The sequence below is a fragment of the Streptomyces sp. NRRL S-118 genome (assembly GCF_000716335.1).
GTDB lineage: Bacteria > Actinomycetota > Actinomycetes > Streptomycetales > Streptomycetaceae > Streptomyces.
This window is the reverse complement of record NZ_KL591013.1, coordinates 244,110-264,112: the sequence shown is the minus strand read 5'-3', so window position 1 is coordinate 264,112 and position 20,003 is coordinate 244,110. Positions and strand designations below refer to the sequence as shown.

The window sequence follows — 20,003 nt, the reverse complement described above, 5'->3', positions numbered from 1 at the left end:
CGACGGTGACACGGTGACCCGAGGCGGTGACGAGCGCGTGCGGTGGTTCGACCCCGGGCGGCTGTGCCTGGACCTGATGGCCGCGCGGCCGGCCGACGCCGCGCGGCTCGCGCAGTGGCTCCTCGCCGTCGGGCTCGTCCCTCCCGGGACACCCCTCGGCGGGGACGGGGTGCCCGAGGAGTGGGTGGCGCGGTTCGGTGAACTCGGGCGGTCCGTGGACCGGTTGGTGCGCCAGGTGCTGGACGGCGGCCGCCCCGCGGGCGGGGACGACCTCGACCGCCTCAACGCCGTCGCCGCCGCCCCGCCGCCCGCGCCCCGCGCGGTGCCCGGCGAAGGCGGCGGGCTCGTCCGCGCGTGGGGCGCACCGCCCGACTGCGCCGCCCTCCTCGCGGCCGTCGCACGCGACGCCGTCGAGCTGCTCACCGACCCGTCCGCCCGCTCCCTGCTCCGTCAGTGCGAGGGCGCCGGCTGCCGCCGCGTGTACCTCGACACCTCCCGCGGACGCCGCCGCCGTTGGTGCTCCAGCGCGGTCTGCGGCAACCGCCAGCGCGTCGCCCGCCACCGGGTGAAAAAGAATCTGAACGCGCGTTGAGACGAATCGCTCCCGCCTCCGTAGTCATGAACGACAACGACTCAGAAACAGGGTCTCGACCGGGAGGTACAGGTGCGCAAGGATGCCGCCGTGGCCGATGACCGTCGGGGAGCGCATCGGGCCCGGCACCGCGCTGTGCCCCCGCGCAGCAACACCACCGTCCCGGACGAGGAGTTGATGCGGGCGCTCTACCGTGAGCACGCCGGTCCCCTGCTCGCCTATGTACTACGTCTCGTCGCTGGCGACCGCCAGCGAGCCGAGGACGTCGTACAGGAGACACTCATCCGTGCCTGGAAGAACGCCGGTCAGCTCAACCGGGCAACCGGCTCCGTCCGACCCTGGCTGGTGACGGTCGCCCGACGCATCGTCATCGACGGCCACCGCAGCCGGCAGGCCCGGCCGCAGGAGGTCGATCCGTCGCCGCTCGAGGTCATGCCCGCGGAGGACGAGATCGACAAGGCGTTGTGGCTGATGACGCTCTCTGATGCACTCGACGATTTGAGCCCGGCCCACCGGGAAGTATTGGTCGAGACCTACTTCAAGGGGCGTACGGTCAACGAGGCTGCCGAAACGCTCGGCATACCCAGCGGGACCGTCCGGTCCCGGGTGTTCTACGCACTGCGTTCCATGAAGCTCGCTCTGGAGGAGAGGGGGATCTCGGCATGACGACGTACGAGAACGAGTCGGTGCACGACGCCGTCGGCGCGTACGCGCTCGGAATTCTCGACGACGCCGAGGCCACCGCCTTCGAAGGGCATCTCGCGGGGTGCCCGGTGTGCGCCGCCCACCTGGAGGAGTTCTCCGGGATGGAGCCCATGCTGGCCATGCTCGCGGAAGGCCCGGGGCCGTCGGCCCGGCCCGTGGTCCTGCCACCGCCCGAACCCCTGCGGGGCGGGGAGCCGCGGCTGCTGAACCGGCTGGTCGACGAGGTCGCCGTCAAGCGGGCCCAGCGCCGCCGGCGTACGCGCTACCTGGTCGCCGCCGCCGCGGCGCTGATCATCGCCGGACCGGCCGCGGCGGTCGTCGCCACGTCCTCCGGCGGCGACGGGCGGAGCAACCAGGCGCTCGACCCGCACCCGACCAGCCCCGCCGAGGACGCCTTCTTCCACCACATGGAGGTGAAGAGGTCCGCGACCGACGCCACCACCAAGGTCGCCGCCACCGTCGGCCTGGAGAGCAAGGCGTGGGGCACCCACACCGTGCTGGAGCTCAAGAACGTCAAGGGCCCCCTCAAGTGCAACCTGGTCGCCGTCTCCAAGACGGGGGAGAAGGAGGTCGTGACCTCCTGGGCCGTTCCGAAGTGGGGGTACGGCATTCCGGACAGTACGGAGGAAATGGCCAAGAAGCCGCTGTACGTGCACGGCGGCGCGGCCATGGACAGCAAGGACATCGATCACTTCGAGGTGACGACGTTCGACGGACAGAGGCTGGTGGAGGTGCCCGCCTGAGACTCCGGGCACGAGCGTGCCTGACATTTCCGGCCCCCGTGGCGTACGGTTGACGGCTGCCCACAGCACGTCAGAAGGGGGCCTCGGTGGCCGCGCAGGAAGCCGTCGGTGGTGTCGACACGATCCGTGACCGCGAGATCGCAGTCGAACAGGACCACCTGGACCAGGTGTACCGCCGCCTCGAGGAGAAGATCCACGAGGCGGAGTTCCTCATGAACGACGCCGCCCAGCGCGGCCAGGTCGGCACGCCCGGCGCGCTCGCCGAGCGGGACGCGCAGGTGTTCCGCGCCGGGATCCACCTCAACCGGCTCAACAACGAGTACGAGGACTTCCTCTTCGGCCGGATCGACCTGCTGCGCGGCAAGGACGGCAAGAAGGGCCCGGACGGTGCCTACACCTCCGTCGAGCCCGCCGACGACGCCGTGCGCCCGGACAACACCGCCGAGATCGGCGAGACCCTGCACATCGGCCGCATCGGCGTCCTGGACGCCGACTACAGCCCGCTGGTGATCGACTGGCGCGCCCCGGCCGCCGCGCCCTTCTACCGCTCGACCCCGGTCGAGCCGGGCCGCGTGGTGCGCCGCCGGGTGATCCGTTCCAAGGGCCGCCGCGTCCTCGGCGTCGAGGACGACCTGATGCGCCCCGAGCTGACCGCCACGCTGGACGGCACGGAGCTGGCGGTGCTCGGCGACGGAGCGCTGATGGCCGCGCTCGGCCAGGCCCGCAGCCACACCATGCGCGACATCGTGTCGTCCATCCAGGCGGAGCAGGACCTCGTCATCCGCGCGCCCGCCGCGTCCGTGACGTACGTCGAGGGCGGTCCCGGCACCGGGAAGACGGCGGTGGCGCTGCACCGCGCCGCGTACCTGCTCTACCAGGACCGGCGCCGGTACGCGGGCGGCATCCTGATCGTCTCGCCCACCCCGCTGCTGGTCGCCTACACCGAGGGCGTGCTGCCGTCGCTGGGCGAGGAGGGCCAGGTGGCGATCCGCGCGGTCGGCAGCCTGGTCGACGGGGCCGAGGCGACGGTGTACGACGAGCCGGCCGTCGCCCGCGTCAAGGGCTCCTCGCGGATGCTCAAGGTCCTGCGCAAGGCGGCGCGCGGCGCGCTGGAGCTGGGGGACGCGCCCGAGCGGCTGCGCGTGGTCGCCTTCGGGCGGCGCCTGGAGCTGGAGGCCGACGCGCTGAACCGGATCCGGCAGGCCGCCCTCGGCGGCACCGCGCCGGTGAACCTGCTGCGCCCGCGGGCGCGCAAGCTGCTGCTGGACGCGCTGTACGCCGCGTCCGGCGCGGCCTCGCGGCACCCGGGGGACCCGGAGCTCGCGGCCGAGCTGCGGGCGTCGTTCGACGAGGACGTGAGCACCGAGGACAGCTTCCTCGCGTTCCTGGATGCGTGGTGGCCGGAGCTCACCCCGCGGGGCGTCCTCGCGGCGATGGCCGACGAGCGGCGGCTGGGCCGCTGGGCCCGCCGGGTGCTCAACCCGGGCGAGGTGCGGCGCCTGGCCCGCTCGCTGCGGCGCGACGGGCTGTCGGTGCACGACGTGGCCCTGCTGGACGAGCTCCAGGCGATCCTCGGCGCCCCCGCCCGCCCGCGCCGGAAGCGGGAGCTGGACCCGCTGGACCAGCTCACCGGGCTGGAGGAGCTGATGCCGGTGCGGGAGGAGACGCAGCGCGAGCGTGCGGAGCGGCTGGCCCAGGAGCGCACCGAGTACGCCCACGTCATCGTGGACGAGGCGCAGGACCTCACGCCCATGCAGTGGCGGATGGTCGGGCGGCGCGGCCGGCACGCCACCTGGACGGTGGTCGGCGACCCGGCCCAGTCGTCGTGGTCGGTGCCGGACGAGGCCGCCGAGGCGCGGGACGAGGCGCTGGGCACCCGTCCGCGCCGCCGCTTCGAGCTGACCGTGAACTACCGCAACCCGGCGGAGATCGCCGAGCTCGCCGCCAAGGTGCTGGCCCTGGCCATGCCGGGCATGGAGGCACCGCGCGCGGTCCGCTCCACGGGCGTGGAGCCGCGTTTCGTCGCGACGAACGACGGACGCGGCGTCGCGACGAACGACGGACGCGGTTCCGCCGCGGAGGACAGAGCCCTCGCGGAGCTCGTACGGGAGGAGGCCGAGCGGCTGCTGGACCGGGTGGACGGCACGGTGGGTGTCGTGGTCGCCATGAACCGGCGCGAGCAGGCGGCGGGCTGGCTGGCGGACCTGGGCGACCGGGTGGTGGCGCTGGGCAGCCTGGAGGCGAAGGGCCTGGAGTACGACGCGACGGTCGTGGTCTCGCCCGCCGAGATCGCCGACGAGTCCCCGGCCGGCCTGCGGGTGCTGTACGTGGCGCTGACGCGGGCCACGCAGCAGCTCACCGTGGTGTCGGGGCGGCGTGACGAACCGGACGCGCGGGGCGTGCCCGACCTGCTCAGGGACTGATACCGGGCCGGCCGGCGGACCGGCCGATGGACCGGCCGGGTGGACGGCCGGAGGTCGGTCCGCACAGGGGGAATCACTTTCCGGGGCGGTTTGTTAGCCTGGTTACGGCACCGGCTCGATCCAAGCCCCCGGGCCCAACCTTCGTCGCTGCGAGCGACCACTTGCCGCGAGGCGAGCATGGCGGGTCGGTGCCACCTTACGTCGCAGGAGCAGCAGGTCCGCGTCATCGGTCGATGGCGCGGACCTGCTGTCGTTTGCGCCCTCGGGGATCGCGGGGGCGCAGGACTTCCGCCAAGATCCTGGTTCTCGTATGGTGGAAGTTGTTTTCCGAAAACTAAATGACCGCTATTACCTGTTACTCACAGGTAGGTGCGACCATCGGAGGGCTCCGCCCGGCCCACCCGCCGGGGCGGCGCAGCAACGAAGCTAGGGAAAGAGGAACTCGGCCATGGCAACGGCGCCCAGCGTCTCGTACTCGATGACGGTCCGGCTGGAGGTGCCCGCGAGCGGAACCGCGGTCTCCCAGCTCACCACGGCCGTGGAGTCCTCCGGCGGCTCCGTCACCGGCCTCGACGTGACCGCATCCGGCCACGAGAAGCTGCGGATCGACGTGACCATCGCCGCCACGTCCACCGCGCACGCCGACGAGATCGTCGGCAAGCTGCGCGGCATCGAGGGCGTCGTGCTCGGCAAGGTCTCCGACCGTACGTTCCTGATGCACCTCGGCGGCAAGATCGAGATGGCGAGCAAGCATCCCATCCGCAACCGTGACGACCTCTCCATGGTCTACACCCCGGGTGTGGCCCGCGTGTGCATGGCCATCGCCGAGAACCCCGAGGACGCCCGCCGCCTCACCATCAAGCGCAACTCCGTCGCGGTCGTGACGGACGGTTCCGCGGTCCTCGGACTGGGCAACATCGGCCCCAAGGCCGCGCTCCCCGTCATGGAGGGCAAGGCGGCCCTCTTCAAGCGGTTCGCCGGCATCGACGCCTGGCCGATCTGCCTGGACACCCAGGACTCCGACGCGATCGTCGAGATCGTCAAGGCCATCGCCCCCGGCTTCGCCGGCATCAACCTCGAGGACATCTCGGCGCCCCGCTGCTTCGAGATCGAGGCGCGGCTGCGCGAGGCCCTGGACATCCCGGTCTTCCACGACGACCAGCACGGCACCGCCATCGTCGTACTGGCCGCCCTCACCAACGCACTTCGGGTCGTCGGCAAGGGGATCGGCGACGTGCGCGTCGTCATGTCGGGCGCCGGCGCCGCCGGTACGGCCATCCTCAAACTGCTCATCGCGGCGGGCGTCAAGCACGCCGTCGTCGCCGACATCCACGGCGTCGTGCACGCCGGCCGCGAGGACCTCGTCTCCGCGGACAAGGACTCGGCGCTGCGCTGGATCGCCGACAACACCAACCCCGAGGGTGTCACCGGCACCCTGAAGCAGGCGGTGGCCGGTGCCGACGTCTTCATCGGCGTCTCCGCCCCGAACGTGCTGAACGGGGACGACGTCGCGGCCATGGCGGACGACGCCATCGTGTTCGCGCTCGCGAACCCCGACCCGGAGGTCGACCCGGCAATCGCCCGCCAGACGGCGGCAGTTGTGGCCACCGGCCGCTCCGACTTCCCCAACCAGATCAACAACGTGCTGGTCTTCCCGGGTGTGTTCCGCGGCCTGCTCGACGCCCAGTCCCGCACGGTCGACACCGGGATGATGCTCGCGGCGGCGACCGCGCTCGCGGACGTCGTCACGGAGGACGAGCTGAACGCCAACTACATCGTCCCGTCGGTCTTCAACGACAAGGTCGCCGGTGCGGTGGCGGGCGCCGTGCGCGACGCCGCGCGGGCCGCGGGCGCGACTGTGACGGCAGCCACGTCCGCCTGACCTCCGGCGCGTCGCACGGCCCCGGGCCGGAAAGCCGCCCTTAGGGTGGCGATTCGGCTCCGGGGAGTCCCCACAGGGTCGACCGAACGTCACCACGACGGGCCCGTGGCGCTTTTCGTGTGACTCCGGAGGGTGCCGGATTGGCTTTCGCGCCGCTGGTGGGGGCAGGATGCGTATTCGGGCGCGAGGGTCTGACAGCAGACCCGGGTCCGGGGACTGTCCAAGGGCCCTGGCAGCATCGGCTTCGCTGGACCGACATGCGGCTCCGCCGCGTGGCACGCCTCACAGGCAAGAAGAACACGGGAGTAAGAACATGAACCGCAGTGAGCTGGTGGCCGCCCTGGCCGACCGCGCCGAGGTGACCCGCAAGGACGCCGACGCCGTGCTGGCCGCGCTCGCCGAGACCATCGGTGAGGTCGTCGCCAAGGGCGACGAGAAGGTCACCATCCCCGGCTTCCTGACCTTCGAGCGCACCCACCGTGCCGCTCGCACCGCTCGTAACCCGCAGACCGGTGAGCCGATCAACATCCCGGCCGGCTACAGCGTGAAGGTCTCCGCGGGCTCCAAGCTCAAGGAAGCCGCCAAGGGCAAGTAAGCCCCCCTGGGCGCCCTCGGGGCGCTCCTGGGCGCGAGGCGCGACAGAAGGGCGGCCCCCTGTCTCAGGGTGGCCGCCCTTCCGTTCGCCCGCGTACGGCCCGTACAGCGCCCGCAAACGCCTGACGGCCCCCGCACACCGTGCGGGGGCCGTCAGGCGTTTGCGGATCCTTACGAACCGTCAGACGACGGTTGCGCCGGGGAGTTCGACCTTCGCGCCCAGCTCGACCAGCTTCTGCATGAAGTTCTCGTAGCCGCGGTTGATCAGGTCGATGCCGTGGACACGGGACGTGCCCTGGGCCGCCAGGGCCGCGATCAGGTACGAGAAGCCGCCGCGCAGGTCCGGGATGACCAGGTCCGCGCCCTGGAGCTTCGTCGGGCCCGACACGACCGCCGAGTGCAGGAAGTTGCGCTGGCCGAAGCGGCAGTCCGAGCCGCCGAGGCACTCGCGGTAGAGCTGGATGTGCGCGCCCATCTGGTTCAGCGCGGAGGTGAAGCCGAGCCGCGACTCGTACACCGTCTCGTGGACGATCGACAGGCCCGCCGCCTGCGTCAGGGCCACCACCAGCGGCTGCTGCCAGTCGGTCTGGAAACCGGGGTGCACGTCCGTCTCCAGGGCGATCGCGTTGAGCGAGCCGCCCGGGTGCCAGAAGCGGATGCCCTCGTCGTCGATCTCGAAGGCGCCGCCCACCTTCCGGTACGTGTTGAGGAAGGTCATCATCGAGCGCTGCTGCGCGCCGCGCACGTAGATGTTGCCCTCCGTGGCCAGCGCCGCCGACGCCCAGGAGGCCGCCTCCAGGCGGTCCGGCAGGGCCCGGTGGGTGTAGCCGCCGAGCCGCTCGACACCGGTGATCCGGATCGTGCGGTCGGTGTCCATGGAGATGATCGCGCCCATCTTCTGCAGCACGCAGATGAGGTCCTCGATCTCCGGCTCCACGGCCGCGTTGGAGAGCTCCGTCACGCCCTCCGCGAGCACGGCCGTCAGGAGCACCTGCTCGGTCGAGCCGACCGAGGGGTACGGCAGGCGGATCTTGCACCCGCGCAGGCGCTGCGGCGCCTCCAGGTACTGGCCGTCCGCGCGCTTCTCGATGCGCGCGCCGAACTGGCGCAGCACGTCGAAGTGGAAGTCGATCGGCCGGCCGCCGATGTCGCAGCCCCCCAGCCCCGGGATGAAGGCGTGGCCGAGGCGGTGCAGCAGCGGACCGCAGAAGAGGATCGGGATGCGCGACGAACCCGCGTGGGCATCGATGTCGGCGACGTTCGCGGACTCGACGTGCGTCGGGTCCAGGACGAGTTCGCCCGGCTCGTCGCCCGGGCGGACGGTCACGCCGTGCAGCTGCAGCAGCCCGCGCACGACCCGGACGTCACGGATGTCGGGCACGTTGCGCAGCCGGCTCGGCTCGCTGCCGAGCAGGGCGGCGACCATCGCCTTGGGCACGAGGTTCTTCGCGCCGCGGACGCGGATCTCGCCCTCCAGCGGGGTTCCGCCGTGGACAAGCAGTACATCGTCTGTGCCGGTCATGAATCTCGCGTTCCGGTGGGGCTCCCCCCGATGGAGCCAGGGGAGAGGTCGGGCAGGGGCCAGGGAAAAGGGTAAGGGGCTTCAGGCCGTGTACCGGTAGGCCGAGGGGCTCAGTCAGATGTAATGAATTCGGCACAACACCCTCTGTTTTCGCCCCCTTGCGGAGGGTCACCGTCCGCTTTCGGTCAGGGTTCCCGACGGGTCCGGGATGAGCTGCGTCTTCGCCCGGCGCGTTCCGGACACCCGCTCGACCCCCCGCGACGGCCCGGGATGCGGGATCATGTCAGGCATGACCGAGGTGTCCTCGCTCACAGGACGGCTGCTCGTGGCCACCCCCGCGCTGGCGGACCCGAACTTCGACCGCGCGGTGGTGCTGCTGCTCGACCACGACGACGAGGGGTCGCTCGGCGTGGTCCTGAACCGCCCCACGCCCGTCGGCGTCGGCGACATCCTGGAGGGCTGGGCCCCGCTCGCCGGGGACCCGGGCGTCGTCTTCCAGGGCGGCCCCGTCGCGCTGGACGCGGCGCTCGGGCTCGCGGTGATCCCCGGGGACGAGGGCCCGCTGGGGTGGCGCAGGGTGTACGGCGCGATCGGGCTGGTGGACCTGGAAACCCCGCCGGAGCTGCTGGCCGCGGCGCTCGGCTCGCTGCGGATCTTCGCCGGGTACGCGGGCTGGGGCCCCGGTCAGCTGGAGGACGAGCTGGCGGGCGGGGCGTGGTTCGTGGTCGACTCGGAACCGGGCGACGTGTCCGCGCCGCGCCCCGAGAACCTGTGGCGCGACGTGCTGCGCCGGCAGCGCAGCGAGCTGGCGATGATCGCGACATACCCGGACGACCCGTCGCTCAACTGACGCCTTCGGTCGCTGTGCGCGCGGGGTACCCTTGGAGCTCATGAGCACTCTTGAGCCCGAGCGCGGGGCAGGTACGGGGACCCTCGTAGAGCCGACGCCACAGGTGTCGCACGGCGACGGCGACCACGAGCGCTTCGCCCATTACGTCCAGAAGGACAAGATCATGGCGAGCGCCCTCGACGGCACTCCCGTGGTGGCACTGTGCGGGAAGGTCTGGGTGCCGGGCCGCGACCCGAAGAAGTACCCGGTCTGCCCCATGTGCAAGGAGATCTACGAGTCCATGGGCGCGGGCGGCGACAAGGACAAGGGCGGCAAGGACAAGAAGTAACGGCTTCCGGGCCGGGCGGCCCGAGAGGCCGCCTGCCCGCCGGCCGGGACCGGGGCCCCCGGGGTGCGTGCACGTGACGTGCGCGTACTCCCGGGGGCCTTCGTCGTTCCCGCCCGCGGATCCGCCGGTTCCCGGGCCCGCTGATCGCTGAGTGGTCGAGACCTCTTGTGGGGGCCGTCGGGGCGCGCTTACCCTCCTGCGTGTTGTGCAGCGCGAAACGCGCGTTGCATATGGTGCAACGCGCGGGCTGTTCGTCTCGGAGGGGACCCGCCATGAAGCTTCGTGCCCGAACGTCGTCCTTACTGGTCGCCGCCGCGGCCCTGCTGCTATCGGCCGCCTGCGCCCCGCAGACCTCCGACACCTCCGCCGGCCGGGACGACACGAGCGGCACCCTGCGCGTCTGGCTCTTCCAGGAGGTCGGCAACACGCCGAAGGAGCGGGTCGTCGACGCCGCCGTGACCGCCTTCGAGCGGCGGCACCCGGGGACGGACGTCGAGGTCGAGTACATCCCCGTGGAGAGCCGCGCCCAGCGGATCAAGGCCGCCTTCAACGACCCGGCGAGCGCCCCGGACCTCATCGAGTACGGCAACACGGACACCGCCGGATACGTGAAGGACGGCGGACTCGCCGACGTCACCGCCGAGTTCACCGCCTGGGCCGACACCCGCGACACCGACCCCACCGCGCGGGCCTCCGTCACGGTGGACGGCAAGGTGTACGGGGCGCCGCTCTTCGTCGGCGTACGCGCCCTGTACTACCGCACCGACGTGTTCGGGGAACTCGGGCTCGCCGTCCCCAGGAGCCAGGACGAGCTGATCGCCACCGCGAAGAAGATCCGGAAGGCGAAGCCGCAGCTGTACGGGATCGCCGTCGGCGGTGCGTACACGTACGGGGCGATGCCCTTCGTGTGGGCGCACGGCGGTGAACTGGCGGTGGAGAAGGGCGGTGCGTACACCTCGGCCATCGACTCGGCGGCGGCGCGCAAGGGCATCGCGGCCTACACCTCGCTGTTCGGCGACGACAACTGCCCCGCCGCGAAGTGCGCCTCGATGGGCGGCAACGCGACGGTCACCGCGTTCGCCTCCGGCAAGGCGGCGATGGCGATCGGCGGCGACTTCAGCCACGCGGCGGTCGAGGCGGGGAAGGTGAAGGGCGCCTACGCGGTCGTCCCACTGCCGGGCGTACGGCCCGGCTCGGTGGCGCCGGCCTTCGCGGGCGGGAACAACCTGGGCGTGCTCAGGAGCAGTTCGCACCGCACCCTGGCGGTGGACCTGATGAAGTCCCTGGCGGGCAAGGAGACGCAGAGCAAGCTCTTCGACGCCATGGGCTCCCTGCCCACGTACACCGACGTACGGGCGCGGGCCGCGCAGCAGCAGCCGTTCGTCAGGCCCTTCATCGACACCCTCGCGGCCGGCACGAAGTTCGTCCCGGCCTCGCCCGCGTGGGGCCGCATCGACGCCTCGCTCGTCCTGCCGACGATGTTCCAGGAGATCGTGAGCGGCCGGAAGGACGTGACGGCCGCCTCCGGTGACGCGGCGGAGAAGATGAACGCGGCCTTCACGTCGGCGGGTTGATCCCCGTGACCGACCGGACGACGGACCGCGCGGTCACCGCGGTGGAGCCCGGGAAGGCGACCCGTACGGCGACGGATCCGGCCCGGCCCGCAACGGCACCGGCCCGGCCCGCCGCGCCCCGGCCGCCCCGGACCCGGCGGGCGACCGGGCGGGGGAGCGGCGGCTGGACCCCCTGGCTCTACCTCGCGCCCGCACTCGCCGTGCTCGGCGGGCTCCTCGTGTACCCCATCCACCAGCTCGGGCTCATCTCGTTCCTGGAGTACACCCAGGCCCAGGTCAGCGGCGGGGAGCCGACCTCCTTCAAGGGGTTCGGCAACTACACGGCCCTCCTGCGCGACGAGCAGTTCCGGCAGGTCCTCCTCGCCACCGTGGTGTTCGCCGCCGCCTGTGTCGCCGCCACCCTCGCCGTCGGCTGCGCCCTCGCCGTCCTGCTCACCCGGATCCGCGCCCTGCCGCGCCTCGCGCTCCTGCTCGCCGCCCTCGGCGCCTGGGCCACGCCCGCCGTCACCGGGTCCACCGTCTGGGTCTTCCTCTTCGACCCGGACTTCGGCCCCGTCAACAGGGTCCTCGGACTCGGCGACTTCTCGTGGACGTACGGCCGCTGCAGCGCCTTCGCGCTCGTCCTGTTCGAAGTCGTGTGGTGCTCGTTCCCCTTCGTGATGGTGACCGTCTACGCGGGCATCAAGGCCGTCCCCTCCGAGGTCCTGGAGGCCGCCGCCCTCGACGGCGCCTCCCAGTGGCGGATCTGGCGCTCGGTCACCGCACCCCTGCTGCGGCCCGTCCTGGCCGTGGTCACCATCCAGTCGGTGATCTGGGACTTCAAGGTCTTCACCCAGATCTACGTGATGACGGGCGGCGGCGGCATCGCCGGCCAGAACCTCGTCCTCAACGTCTACGCCTACCAGAAGGCCTTCGCGTCCTCCCAGTACAGCCTGGGCTCGGCGATCGGCGTCGTCATGCTGCTGATCCTGCTCGCGGTCGCACTGGTCCACCTCCGCCTCCTGCGACGCCAGGGAGAACACCTGTGAGCCTGTCGCGGATACGCAAGCCCGGCCGCCTCGCCGCCGAGGCCGCCGCCCTCCTGATCGCGGCCGCCGTCGCCTTCCCCCTGTACTGGATGGTCCTGTCCGCCCTGAAACCGGCGGGCGAGATCCAGTCGACGGACCCCCGCCCCTGGACGCTGTCCCCGTCCCTCGACTCCTTCCGCCGGGTCTTCGAACAGCAGGACTTCGGCCGCTACTTCCTCAACAGCCTGACCGTCGCGAGCGCCGTCGTCGTCGCGTCCGCCCTCATCGCCTTCCTCGCCGCCACGGCCGTGACCCGCTTCCGGTTCCGCTTCCGTACGACCCTGCTGGTGATGTTCCTCATCGCGCAGATGGTGCCCATCGAGGCGCTGACCATCCCGCTGTTCTTCCTGATGCGGGACCTCGGCCAGCTCAACACCCTCGGCGCGCTGATCCTGCCGCACATCGCGTTCTCCCTCCCGTTCGCCATCTGGATGCTGCGCGGCTTCGTCAAGGCCGTGCCCGAGGCGCTGGAGGAGGCCGCGTACATCGACGGCGCGAGCAGGACCCGCTTCCTGTGGCAGATCCTCTTCCCGCTCGTCCTGCCCGGCCTCGTCGCGACGAGCGTCTTCTCCTTCATCTCCACCTGGAACGACTTCCTGTTCGCGAAGTCGTTCATCATCAGCGACACCTCGCGGTCGACCCTCCCCATGGCGCTGCTCGTCTTCTTCAAGCCGGACGAGAACGACTGGGGCGGCATCATGGCCGCGTCGACCGTCATGACCATCCCGGTCCTGGTCTTCTTCGTACTCGTACAGCGCCGCCTGGTGTCCGGGCTCGGCGGCGCGGTGAAGGACTGACGGAATGGACGCGAGCGATCTCATCCCGGCGCCCCGCCGCACCAGGTGCCGGGCGGACTCCCCGGGCCGGCTCTCCCTCGGCGAGGACACCGCCCTGGACGCCCGCCCCGGGACCGAGGGCGTCGCCCGCCTGCTGCGCGCCTCGCTCGGCGCCGCCACCGGCCTCCCGCTGGCGCCCGGCGGCGGCCCGCGCGCGATCCGGCTGCGGATCAGCGCGGACGTCGAGCGGGAGTACGGCCCGGAGGGCTACCGGCTGTCCACCGACGGCTCGGTCGAGGACGTCGCCGTGGTCATCGAGGGCGGTGGCGCCGCGGGGGTCTTCTGGGGTGCCCAGACGCTCCGTCAGCTGCTCGGGCCCGACGCGTACCGCAAGGCACCCGTCGGGCCGCCCGGCCGTGACTGGGACCTGCCGTGCGTGACCGTCGAGGACGGTCCCCGGTTCCCCTGGCGCGGTCTCCTGCTCGACGTCGCGCGCCACTTCCTCCCCAAGGACGACGTCCTGCGCTACGTCGACCTCCTCGCCGCCCACAAGCTGAACGTCCTGCACCTGCACCTCACCGACGACCAGGGCTGGCGCATCGAGATCGAACGCCACCCCCGGCTCACCGGGGTCGGCGCCTGGCGGGCCCGCACCAAGCACGGGCACCGTGCCTCCCCGCTGTGGAACGACACCCCGCACGGCGGCTCCTACACGCACACCGACATCCGCGAGATCGTCGCGTACGCCGCCGAACGCCACGTCCGCGTCGTACCGGAGATCGACATCCCCGGCCACGCGCAGGCCGCCATCGCCGCGTACCCCCACCTCGGCAACACCGACGTCATCGACACGGCCGCCCTCGGCGTCTGGGACACCTGGGGCGTCAACCCGAACGTGCTCGCCCCCACCGACACCACCCTGCGCTTCTTCGAGGGCGTGCTGGAGGAGGTCCTCGACCTCTTCCCGTCGCCCTTCGTCCACCTCGGCGGCGACGAGTGCCCCAAGGACCAGTGGAAGGCGTCCCCGGCCGCGCAGGCGCGCATCGCGGAACTGGGCCTGGCGGACGAGGACGAGCTCCAGTCGTGGTTCGTCCGGCACTTCGACCGCTGGCTGGCGGAGCGCGGCCGGCGGCTGATCGGCTGGGACGAGATCCTGGAGGGCGGCCTGGCCCCGGGAGCCGCGGTGTCGTCCTGGCGCGGCTACGCCGGCGGGATCGCCGCCGCCGAGGCCGGGCACGACGTCGTCATGTGCCCCGAGCAGCACGTCTACCTCGACCACCGCCAGGCCCCGGGTGACGACGAGCCGGTGCCCATCGGGTTCGTCCGCACCCTGGAGGACGTCTACCGCTTCGAGCCCGTGCCGCCGCAGCTCTCCCCGGAGGCCGCCGCCCACGTCATCGGCACGCAGGCCAACGCCTGGACCGAGGTCATGGACAGCCGCTCCCGCGTCGACTACCAGGTCTTCCCGCGCCTCGCCGCCTTCGCCGAGGTCGCCTGGTCCCGCGGGCTGCCCTCCCCTGCCGAGCGGGACTTCGCGGACTTCGAGCGCCGGATGGCCGCCCACTACGCGCGTCTCGACGCGCTCGGCGTCGACTACCGCCCGCCCGGCGGCCCCCTGCCGTGGCAGCGGCGCCCCGGCGTCATCGGGCGCCCGGTCGAAGGGCCGCCCCCGAACGTGTGAGACCGCCCCCGGGGCGCACTCCCCACGCCCCGCCACCCGTCCGGGCCCGCACCGCGGAGGATCCGCCGGATAAGTCGTACAAGGTCGCCGGGAAGTGGCAATCAGCACCAGCCACCGCCGGTGCGGCAAACCGGTGCATCTCGCAGGTCACGGGATGTCCGGGACGGATGCGCCCTTCGTGGACCCTCGCGTCGAGCGGCCCGGAAGATGTGCCAGAGTTGCCAAGTCGGGGCTGTGAGCACGTACGGTACGGCCACACAGGCGGGACAGCCGGGACGACCGGGGACACCGGGAAGGGGCAGCTGGGTTGACCACGCACGCACCGCAGGCGGCGCAGTCCGTGACGCTGCCGGCCACGCTCGACGCGGCCGTGGCGGCGCTCACGGCCATGCCCGCCGCCGTGCCCGTCGCCGGCGGCACCGATCTGATGTCCGCCGTCAACCGGGGGCAGCTGCGTCCGGCCGGCCTCGTCGGACTCGGCCGCGTCAACGAGATCCGCGGCTGGCAGTACCAGGACGGCCACGCCCTCCTCGGCGCCGGACTGACCCACGCGCGCATGGGGCGCCCCGACTTCGCGGCGCTCATCCCGGCGCTCGCCGCGGCCGCCCGCGCCGCCGGACCGCCGCAGATCCGCAACGCCGGCACGCTCGGCGGCAACATCGTCAGCGCCGCGCCCACCGGTGACTCCCTGCCCGTGCTCGCCGCCCTGGAGGCCGAGCTGGTGGTCGCGGGACCGGGCGGCACGCGCGAGATCCCGGTCTCGTACTTGCTGGCCGGCCGTGAACTGCTCGCGCCGGGCGAGCTGGTCGGCTTCGTCCGCGTACCGCTGCTGCACGCCCCGCAGGTGTTCCTCAAGGCCACCGGCCGCACCGGGCCGGGCCGCGCCACGGCGTCCGTCGCCCTGGTCCTGGATCCCGCGCGGCGCGGTGTGCGCTGCGCGGTGGGCGCCATCGCCCCGATGCCGCTGCGGCCGCTGGAGGCCGAGCGCTGGATCGCGTCGCTGATCGACTGGGACGGCGACCGCGGGCTGGCGCCGGAGGCGCTCACCGCGTTCGGGGAGTACGTCGCGGCGGCCTGCATCCCGGACCCGCAGGGCGAGGAGCAGCTGCCGCCCGCCGTACTGCACCTGCGGCGCACGGTCGCCGCGCTGGCCCGACGAGCACTGGGGAGGGCGCTGTCGTGACCACGGACGAGAACGCGAACGGCCGCGAGCAGGAGTACGAGCAGTACGGGCAGGAGTACGGGCACGGGCAGGGCGGCTGGCAGCCGACCCCGCAGGGCGAGTACGACGGCGACGCCACCGCCTTCGTGCAGCTGCCCGCGGACTTGTCGCCGGACGGAGCCCCGCTCGCCGCACCCGGGCACGGTTACGTGCCCGCCGAGGCGTGGGCGGCGCACGACCCGAACGCGACCGCACCGTGGACCTACCCGGAGGCGGCGGCCCCGCAGCCGGAGCAGGCTCCCTCCGAGCTGACCGGCCAGTGGACCATCCCGGTGGCCCGGGGTGATCTTCCGGACGAGTCGGGCGAGTTTACGACCTCGGGGCTCGCCTCCCGGTGGACCGGTGGCAACCCGCCGGCGACGCTCCCGGGCGGCGCTCCCGCCCCCTGGGCGACGCCCGCCCCGGAGCCCGAGCCCGCCCCGCAGCCGGAGCCGGAGCCGGAGACGCAGGAACCCGCCGCCTCCCCGGAGCACCCGGCCCCCGAGCACCACGCGGCTCCCGCGCACCCGGCCCCCGAGCAGCCCGGCGAAGGCCCGGCGGACCACGCCGCGGCGGCTCCGCAGGAGGCCCGGGCGGAAGAGCCCGGCGCCGCCCACGACCCGTCGCCGGAACCGGAGCCCGCCCCGGCACACGAAGCACCCGCGCCGGACGCCGCGGCCCCCGCGCACGCCACCGGCAGCGACGAGCACCCCCACATCTCGTACGTCCTGCGCGTCAACGGCGTCGACCGCCCCGTCACCGAGGCGTGGATCGGCGAATCCCTGCTCTACGTGCTGCGGGAGCGCCTCGGCCTCGCCGGCGCCAAGGACGGCTGCTCCCAGGGCGAGTGCGGCGCCTGCAACGTGCAGGTCGACGGCCGCCTCGTGGCCTCCTGCCTCGTGCCCGCGGCCACCGCGGCCGGCAGCGAGGTCCGTACGGTCGAAGGACTCGCCGTGGACGGCGAACCCTCCGATGTCCAGCGGGCCCTGGCCGCCTGCGGAGCCGTCCAGTGCGGCTTCTGCATCCCCGGCATGGCCATGACCGTCCACGACCTCCTCGAGGGCAACCACGCCCCCACCGAGCTGGAGACCCGCCAGGCGCTCTGCGGAAACCTCTGCCGCTGCACCGGCTACCGGGGCGTCGTCGACGCCGTACGCGAAGTGGCCGCCGAGCGCGCCGCGAGCGCCGCCGCGGCGGCCGAGGCGGCCGAAGAGGCCCGCATCCCGCACCAGGTTCACCACCCGCACGACGGAGGCACGGCGTGAGCAACGACGCGGCCACCGCCATCCCGGCGGTCGACGGCCCCCAGCAGGAGCTCCCGGCCCACGGGATCGGCGCGTCGCTCCCGTCCGCCGACGCCCGCGCCAAGGCCGAGGGCACCTTCCCGTACGCGTCGGACCTGTGGGCCGAGGGCCTGCTGTGGGCGGCCGTGCTGCGCTCCCCGCACGCCCACGCGCGCGTGGTCTCGATCGACACGAGCGCCGCGGTGGAGATGCCGGGCGTGCGTGCCGTGGTGACCCACGCCGACGTGCCCGGCAACGCCACGTACGGCCGCGGCGTCGCCGACCGTCCCGTCTTCGCCGCCGACCTCGTCCGCCACCACGGGGAGGCCATCGCCGCGGTCGCCGCCGACCACCCCGACACGGCCCGGCTGGCGGCCGCGGCCATCGCCGTCGAGTACGAGGTCCTCGACCCCGTCACCGACCCGGAGAAGGCCTTCGCGGCCCCGCCCCTCCACCCCGACGGCAATCTGATCCGGCACATCCCGCTGCGCTACGGCGACCCCGAGGCGACGGGCGAGGTGATCGTCGAGGGCCTCTACCGCATCGGCCGCCAGGACCCCGCGCCGATCGGTGCCGAGGCCGGACTCGCGGTGCCGCGTCCGGACGGCGGCGTGGAGATCTACACCGCCTCCACCGACCCGCACACCGACCGGGACCTCGCCGCCGCCTGCTTCGGCCTGAGCCCCGATCAGGTGAAGGTCGTCGTCACCGGCGTGCCCGGCGCCATGGGCGACCGCGAGGACCCCGGCTTCCAGATCCCGCTGGGCCTGCTCGCCCTGCGCACCGGCTGCCCGGTCAAGCTGGCCGCCACCCGCGAGGAGTCCTTCCTCGGCCACGCCCACCGCCACCCCACCCTGTTGCGCTACCGCCACCACGCCGACGCCGAGGGGCGCCTGGTCAAGGTCGAGGCGCAGATCCTCCTCGACGCGGGCGCGTACGCCGAGGCGTCGCCGGAGTCGCTCGCCGCGGCGGTCGCCTTCGCCTGCGGCCCGTACGTCGTGCCGCACGCCTTCGTCGAGGGCTGGGCCGTCCGCACCAACAACCCGCCCTCCGGCCATGTGCGCGGCGAGGGCGCGATGCAGGTCTGCGCCGCGTACGAGGCCCAGATGGACAAGCTGGCCGCGCGCCTGGGCATGGACCCGGCGGAGCTGCGGCTGCGCAACGTGCTGGCGACCGGGGACATCCTGCCCACCGGCCAGACGGTCACCTGCCCGGCTCCGGTCGCCGAACTGCTCCGCGCGGTCCGCGAGGCCCCCCTCCCGCCGCTGCCGAAGGACTCCCCGGAGGACGACTGGCTGCTGCCCGGCGGTCCGGAGGGCGCGGGCGAGCCCGGCGCGGTGCGGCGGGGCGTCGGCTACGCGGTCGGCATGGTCCACATGCTCGGCGCCGAGGGCACGGACGAGGTCTCCACGGCCACGGTCAAGGTCCAGGACGGCGTCGCCACCGTCATCTGCGCGGCCGTCGAGACCGGCCAGGGGTTCTCCACCCTCGCCCGGCAGATCGTCCAGGAGACCCTGGGCATCGACGAGGTGCACGTCGCCTCGGTCGACACCGACCAGCCGCCCGCCGGGCCCGCCACCCACGGCCGCCACACCTGGGTCTCGGGCGGTGCGGTCGAACGCGCCGCCAAGATGGTCCGCACCCAGCTGCTCCAGCCGCTGGCCCACAAGTTCGGCATGTCCACCGAGCTGCTGCAGATCGCCGACGGCAAGATCACCTCGTACGACGGCGTGCTGTCCACCACCGTCATGGAGGCGCTGGACGGCAAGGAGCTGTGGGCCACCGCCCAGTGCCGGCCGCACCCCACCGAGCCCCTCGACGAGGCCGGCCAGGGCGACGCCTTCGTCGGCCTCGCGTTCTGCGCGATCCGCGCGGTCGTGGACGTCGACATCGAGCTCGGCTCGATCCGCGTGGTCGACATGGCGGTCGCCCAGGACGTCGGCCGGATCCTGAACCCGGCCCAGCTCACCACCCGCATCGAAGCGGGCGTCACCCAGGGCATCGGCGCGGCCCTCACCGAGAACCTCCGCACGGCCCGCGGTCTGGTCCGCCATCCCGACCTCACCGGCTATGCCCTCCCGACGTCCCTCGACGCCCCGGACATCCGCATCGTGAAGCTCGTCGAGGAGCGCGACGTCGTGGCACCCTTCGGCGCCAAGGCCGCGAGCGCGGTCCCGGTGGTCACCTCCCCGGCGGCGGTCGCCTCGGCGGTCCGCGCCGCCACCGGCCGCCCCGTCAACCGCCTCCCGATCCGCCCCCAGGCGGCGGTGGCCGTACCGACGGTCTGAGCGACGGACGCCTCGGTCCGGCCGTCGTCCTCCTCACCGGTGTGTTGGCGGCCGGCAAGTCCGCCGTCGCCCAGGCACCGGCCGAGCGGCTGCCGCGCGCCGACCCCGTACGCGGTGACGCCTTCCGCCGCATGATCGTGCCGGGGCGCGCGGAGATGCTGCCCGAGCCCGGTGACGAGGCCCTCGCCCAACTGCTTCTGCGTCATCGGCCGGCGGCGGCCGCCGACACCCATGCCGCCGACGGCTTCACCGACCTGGCCAGGATCTGAGGGGCCCTCAGTCGCCCCCGACGCAGACGGTGGCGTGAATGGAACCCGCGTCACCGCCCGCGGGCGGAGCCCGCTGTGGACACGGCGCAATCCGGGCCCCGGCCACTCGGGCACACGGTCCGGTGCGGCGCCGCGTGAACGACGGCAGGCCGCGCGGTCCGGGCCGGAAGGCCGCCGGGAAGGCCGCCGGGAAGGTCGCGACACGACTGCCATGCCGCGTCCACC

General features: G+C 73.0%; 16 protein-coding genes and 1 pseudogene. 16 read left to right on the top strand and 1 reads right to left on the bottom strand.

Annotated features, from left to right (window positions below; all coding sequences use genetic code 11):
* Nucleotides 1-13: 13 nt before the first annotated feature.
* The 6 genes from IH00_RS0122550 to IH00_RS0122525 all read left to right on the top strand — a co-directional run bounded on the left by IH00_RS0122550 (nucleotide 14) and on the right by IH00_RS0122525 (nucleotide 6,940).
* Entirely contained in the window at nucleotides 14-592 is a 579-nt protein-coding gene (locus IH00_RS0122550; RefSeq protein WP_420710904.1) for a CGNR zinc finger domain-containing protein, read from the top strand.
* Between the two features lie 72 nt (nucleotides 593-664).
* Entirely contained in the window at nucleotides 665-1,258 is a 594-nt protein-coding gene (locus IH00_RS0122545; RefSeq protein ID WP_031076392.1) for a sigma-70 family RNA polymerase sigma factor, read from the top strand.
* A complete protein-coding gene (locus IH00_RS0122540; RefSeq protein WP_031076390.1) occupies nucleotides 1,255-2,040 on the top strand; it encodes an anti-sigma factor family protein in 786 nt (261 codons plus the stop codon). The genes IH00_RS0122545 and IH00_RS0122540 overlap by 4 nt, the downstream gene beginning before the upstream one ends.
* Nucleotides 2,041-2,126: 86 nt before the next feature.
* Nucleotides 2,127-4,463, top strand: coding sequence for a HelD family protein (locus IH00_RS0122535; RefSeq protein ID WP_031076388.1), 2,337 nt, complete (start codon nucleotides 2,127-2,129; stop codon nucleotides 4,461-4,463).
* A 448-nt stretch (nucleotides 4,464-4,911) separates the two neighbouring features.
* Complete coding sequence (locus tag IH00_RS0122530; RefSeq protein WP_031076386.1) at nucleotides 4,912-6,345, top strand: NAD-dependent malic enzyme; 1,434 nt, start codon at nucleotides 4,912-4,914, stop codon at nucleotides 6,343-6,345.
* A 313-nt stretch (nucleotides 6,346-6,658) separates the two neighbouring features.
* The gene (locus IH00_RS0122525) at nucleotides 6,659-6,940 is read left to right on the top strand and encodes an HU family DNA-binding protein (protein ID WP_023588435.1); all 282 of its coding nucleotides are present in this window, start codon (nucleotides 6,659-6,661) and stop codon (nucleotides 6,938-6,940) included.
* A gap of 180 nt (nucleotides 6,941-7,120) precedes the next feature.
* Here the strand turns inward: IH00_RS0122525 and murA are convergent, their stop codons facing one another.
* Nucleotides 7,121-8,461 (bottom strand): UDP-N-acetylglucosamine 1-carboxyvinyltransferase, encoded by a 1,341-nt coding sequence (murA, locus tag IH00_RS0122520; protein ID WP_031076384.1) that lies wholly within the window; start codon nucleotides 8,459-8,461, stop codon nucleotides 7,121-7,123.
* 289 nt (nucleotides 8,462-8,750) lie between these two features.
* Here murA and IH00_RS0122515 point away from each other — a divergent pair, with 289 nt between their 5' ends.
* The 10 genes and pseudogenes from IH00_RS0122515 to IH00_RS0122470 form a co-directional block, all read left to right on the top strand.
* Nucleotides 8,751-9,311: a YqgE/AlgH family protein gene (locus IH00_RS0122515; RefSeq protein ID WP_031076382.1), complete on the top strand. Its 561-nt coding sequence runs from the start codon at nucleotides 8,751-8,753 to the stop codon at nucleotides 9,309-9,311.
* A 40-nt stretch (nucleotides 9,312-9,351) separates the two neighbouring features.
* Nucleotides 9,352-9,639, top strand: a complete 288-nt coding sequence (locus IH00_RS0122510) for a DUF3039 domain-containing protein (protein WP_063835429.1) — start codon at nucleotides 9,352-9,354, stop codon at nucleotides 9,637-9,639.
* A 272-nt stretch (nucleotides 9,640-9,911) separates the two neighbouring features.
* Nucleotides 9,912-11,213, top strand: coding sequence for an extracellular solute-binding protein (locus IH00_RS0122505; RefSeq protein WP_031076378.1), 1,302 nt, complete (start codon nucleotides 9,912-9,914; stop codon nucleotides 11,211-11,213).
* Nucleotides 11,214-11,254: 41 nt separating this feature from the next.
* Nucleotides 11,255-12,241, top strand: a complete 987-nt coding sequence (locus IH00_RS0122500; RefSeq protein WP_031076376.1) for a carbohydrate ABC transporter permease — start codon at nucleotides 11,255-11,257, stop codon at nucleotides 12,239-12,241.
* Nucleotides 12,238-13,077: a carbohydrate ABC transporter permease gene (locus IH00_RS0122495; RefSeq protein WP_031076374.1), complete on the top strand. Its 840-nt coding sequence runs from the start codon at nucleotides 12,238-12,240 to the stop codon at nucleotides 13,075-13,077. The genes IH00_RS0122500 and IH00_RS0122495 overlap by 4 nt, the downstream gene beginning before the upstream one ends.
* A gap of 4 nt (nucleotides 13,078-13,081) precedes the next feature.
* Nucleotides 13,082-14,737: a beta-N-acetylhexosaminidase gene (locus IH00_RS0122490; protein ID WP_031076372.1), complete on the top strand. Its 1,656-nt coding sequence runs from the start codon at nucleotides 13,082-13,084 to the stop codon at nucleotides 14,735-14,737.
* Nucleotides 14,738-15,044: 307 nt separating this feature from the next.
* On the top strand, nucleotides 15,045-15,920 hold the full coding sequence (locus IH00_RS0122485; protein WP_031076371.1) for an FAD binding domain-containing protein: 876 nt from the start codon (nucleotides 15,045-15,047) through the stop codon (nucleotides 15,918-15,920).
* Entirely contained in the window at nucleotides 15,917-17,203 is a 1,287-nt protein-coding gene (locus tag IH00_RS0122480) for a (2Fe-2S)-binding protein (protein ID WP_031076369.1), read from the top strand. The genes IH00_RS0122485 and IH00_RS0122480 overlap by 4 nt, the downstream gene beginning before the upstream one ends.
* On the top strand, nucleotides 17,200-19,509 hold the full coding sequence (locus tag IH00_RS0122475) for a xanthine dehydrogenase family protein molybdopterin-binding subunit (RefSeq protein WP_031076366.1): 2,310 nt from the start codon (nucleotides 17,200-17,202) through the stop codon (nucleotides 19,507-19,509). The genes IH00_RS0122480 and IH00_RS0122475 overlap by 4 nt, the downstream gene beginning before the upstream one ends.
* A pseudogene (locus tag IH00_RS0122470) lies at nucleotides 19,506-19,760 on the top strand (phosphotransferase); the annotation flags it as partial. The gene IH00_RS0122475 and the pseudogene IH00_RS0122470, both read left to right, overlap by 4 nt.
* Between the last annotated feature and the right edge of the window lie 243 nt (nucleotides 19,761-20,003).

Coding starts and splice junctions, on each gene's coding strand:
- IH00_RS0122525 (WP_023588435.1), top strand. CDS start 6,659: ATGAACCGCAGTGAGCTGGTGGCCGCCCTGGCCGACCGCGCCGAGGTG.
- IH00_RS0122540 (WP_031076390.1), top strand. CDS start 1,255: ATGACGACGTACGAGAACGAGTCGGTGCACGACGCCGTCGGCGCGTAC.
- murA (WP_031076384.1), bottom strand. CDS start 8,461: ATGACCGGCACAGACGATGTACTGCTTGTCCACGGCGGAACCCCGCTG.
- IH00_RS0122515 (WP_031076382.1), top strand. CDS start 8,751: ATGACCGAGGTGTCCTCGCTCACAGGACGGCTGCTCGTGGCCACCCCC.
- IH00_RS0122490 (WP_031076372.1), top strand. CDS start 13,082: ATGGACGCGAGCGATCTCATCCCGGCGCCCCGCCGCACCAGGTGCCGG.
- IH00_RS0122505 (WP_031076378.1), top strand. CDS start 9,912: ATGAAGCTTCGTGCCCGAACGTCGTCCTTACTGGTCGCCGCCGCGGCC.
- IH00_RS0122530 (WP_031076386.1), top strand. CDS start 4,912: ATGGCAACGGCGCCCAGCGTCTCGTACTCGATGACGGTCCGGCTGGAG.
- IH00_RS0122510 (WP_063835429.1), top strand. CDS start 9,352: ATGAGCACTCTTGAGCCCGAGCGCGGGGCAGGTACGGGGACCCTCGTA.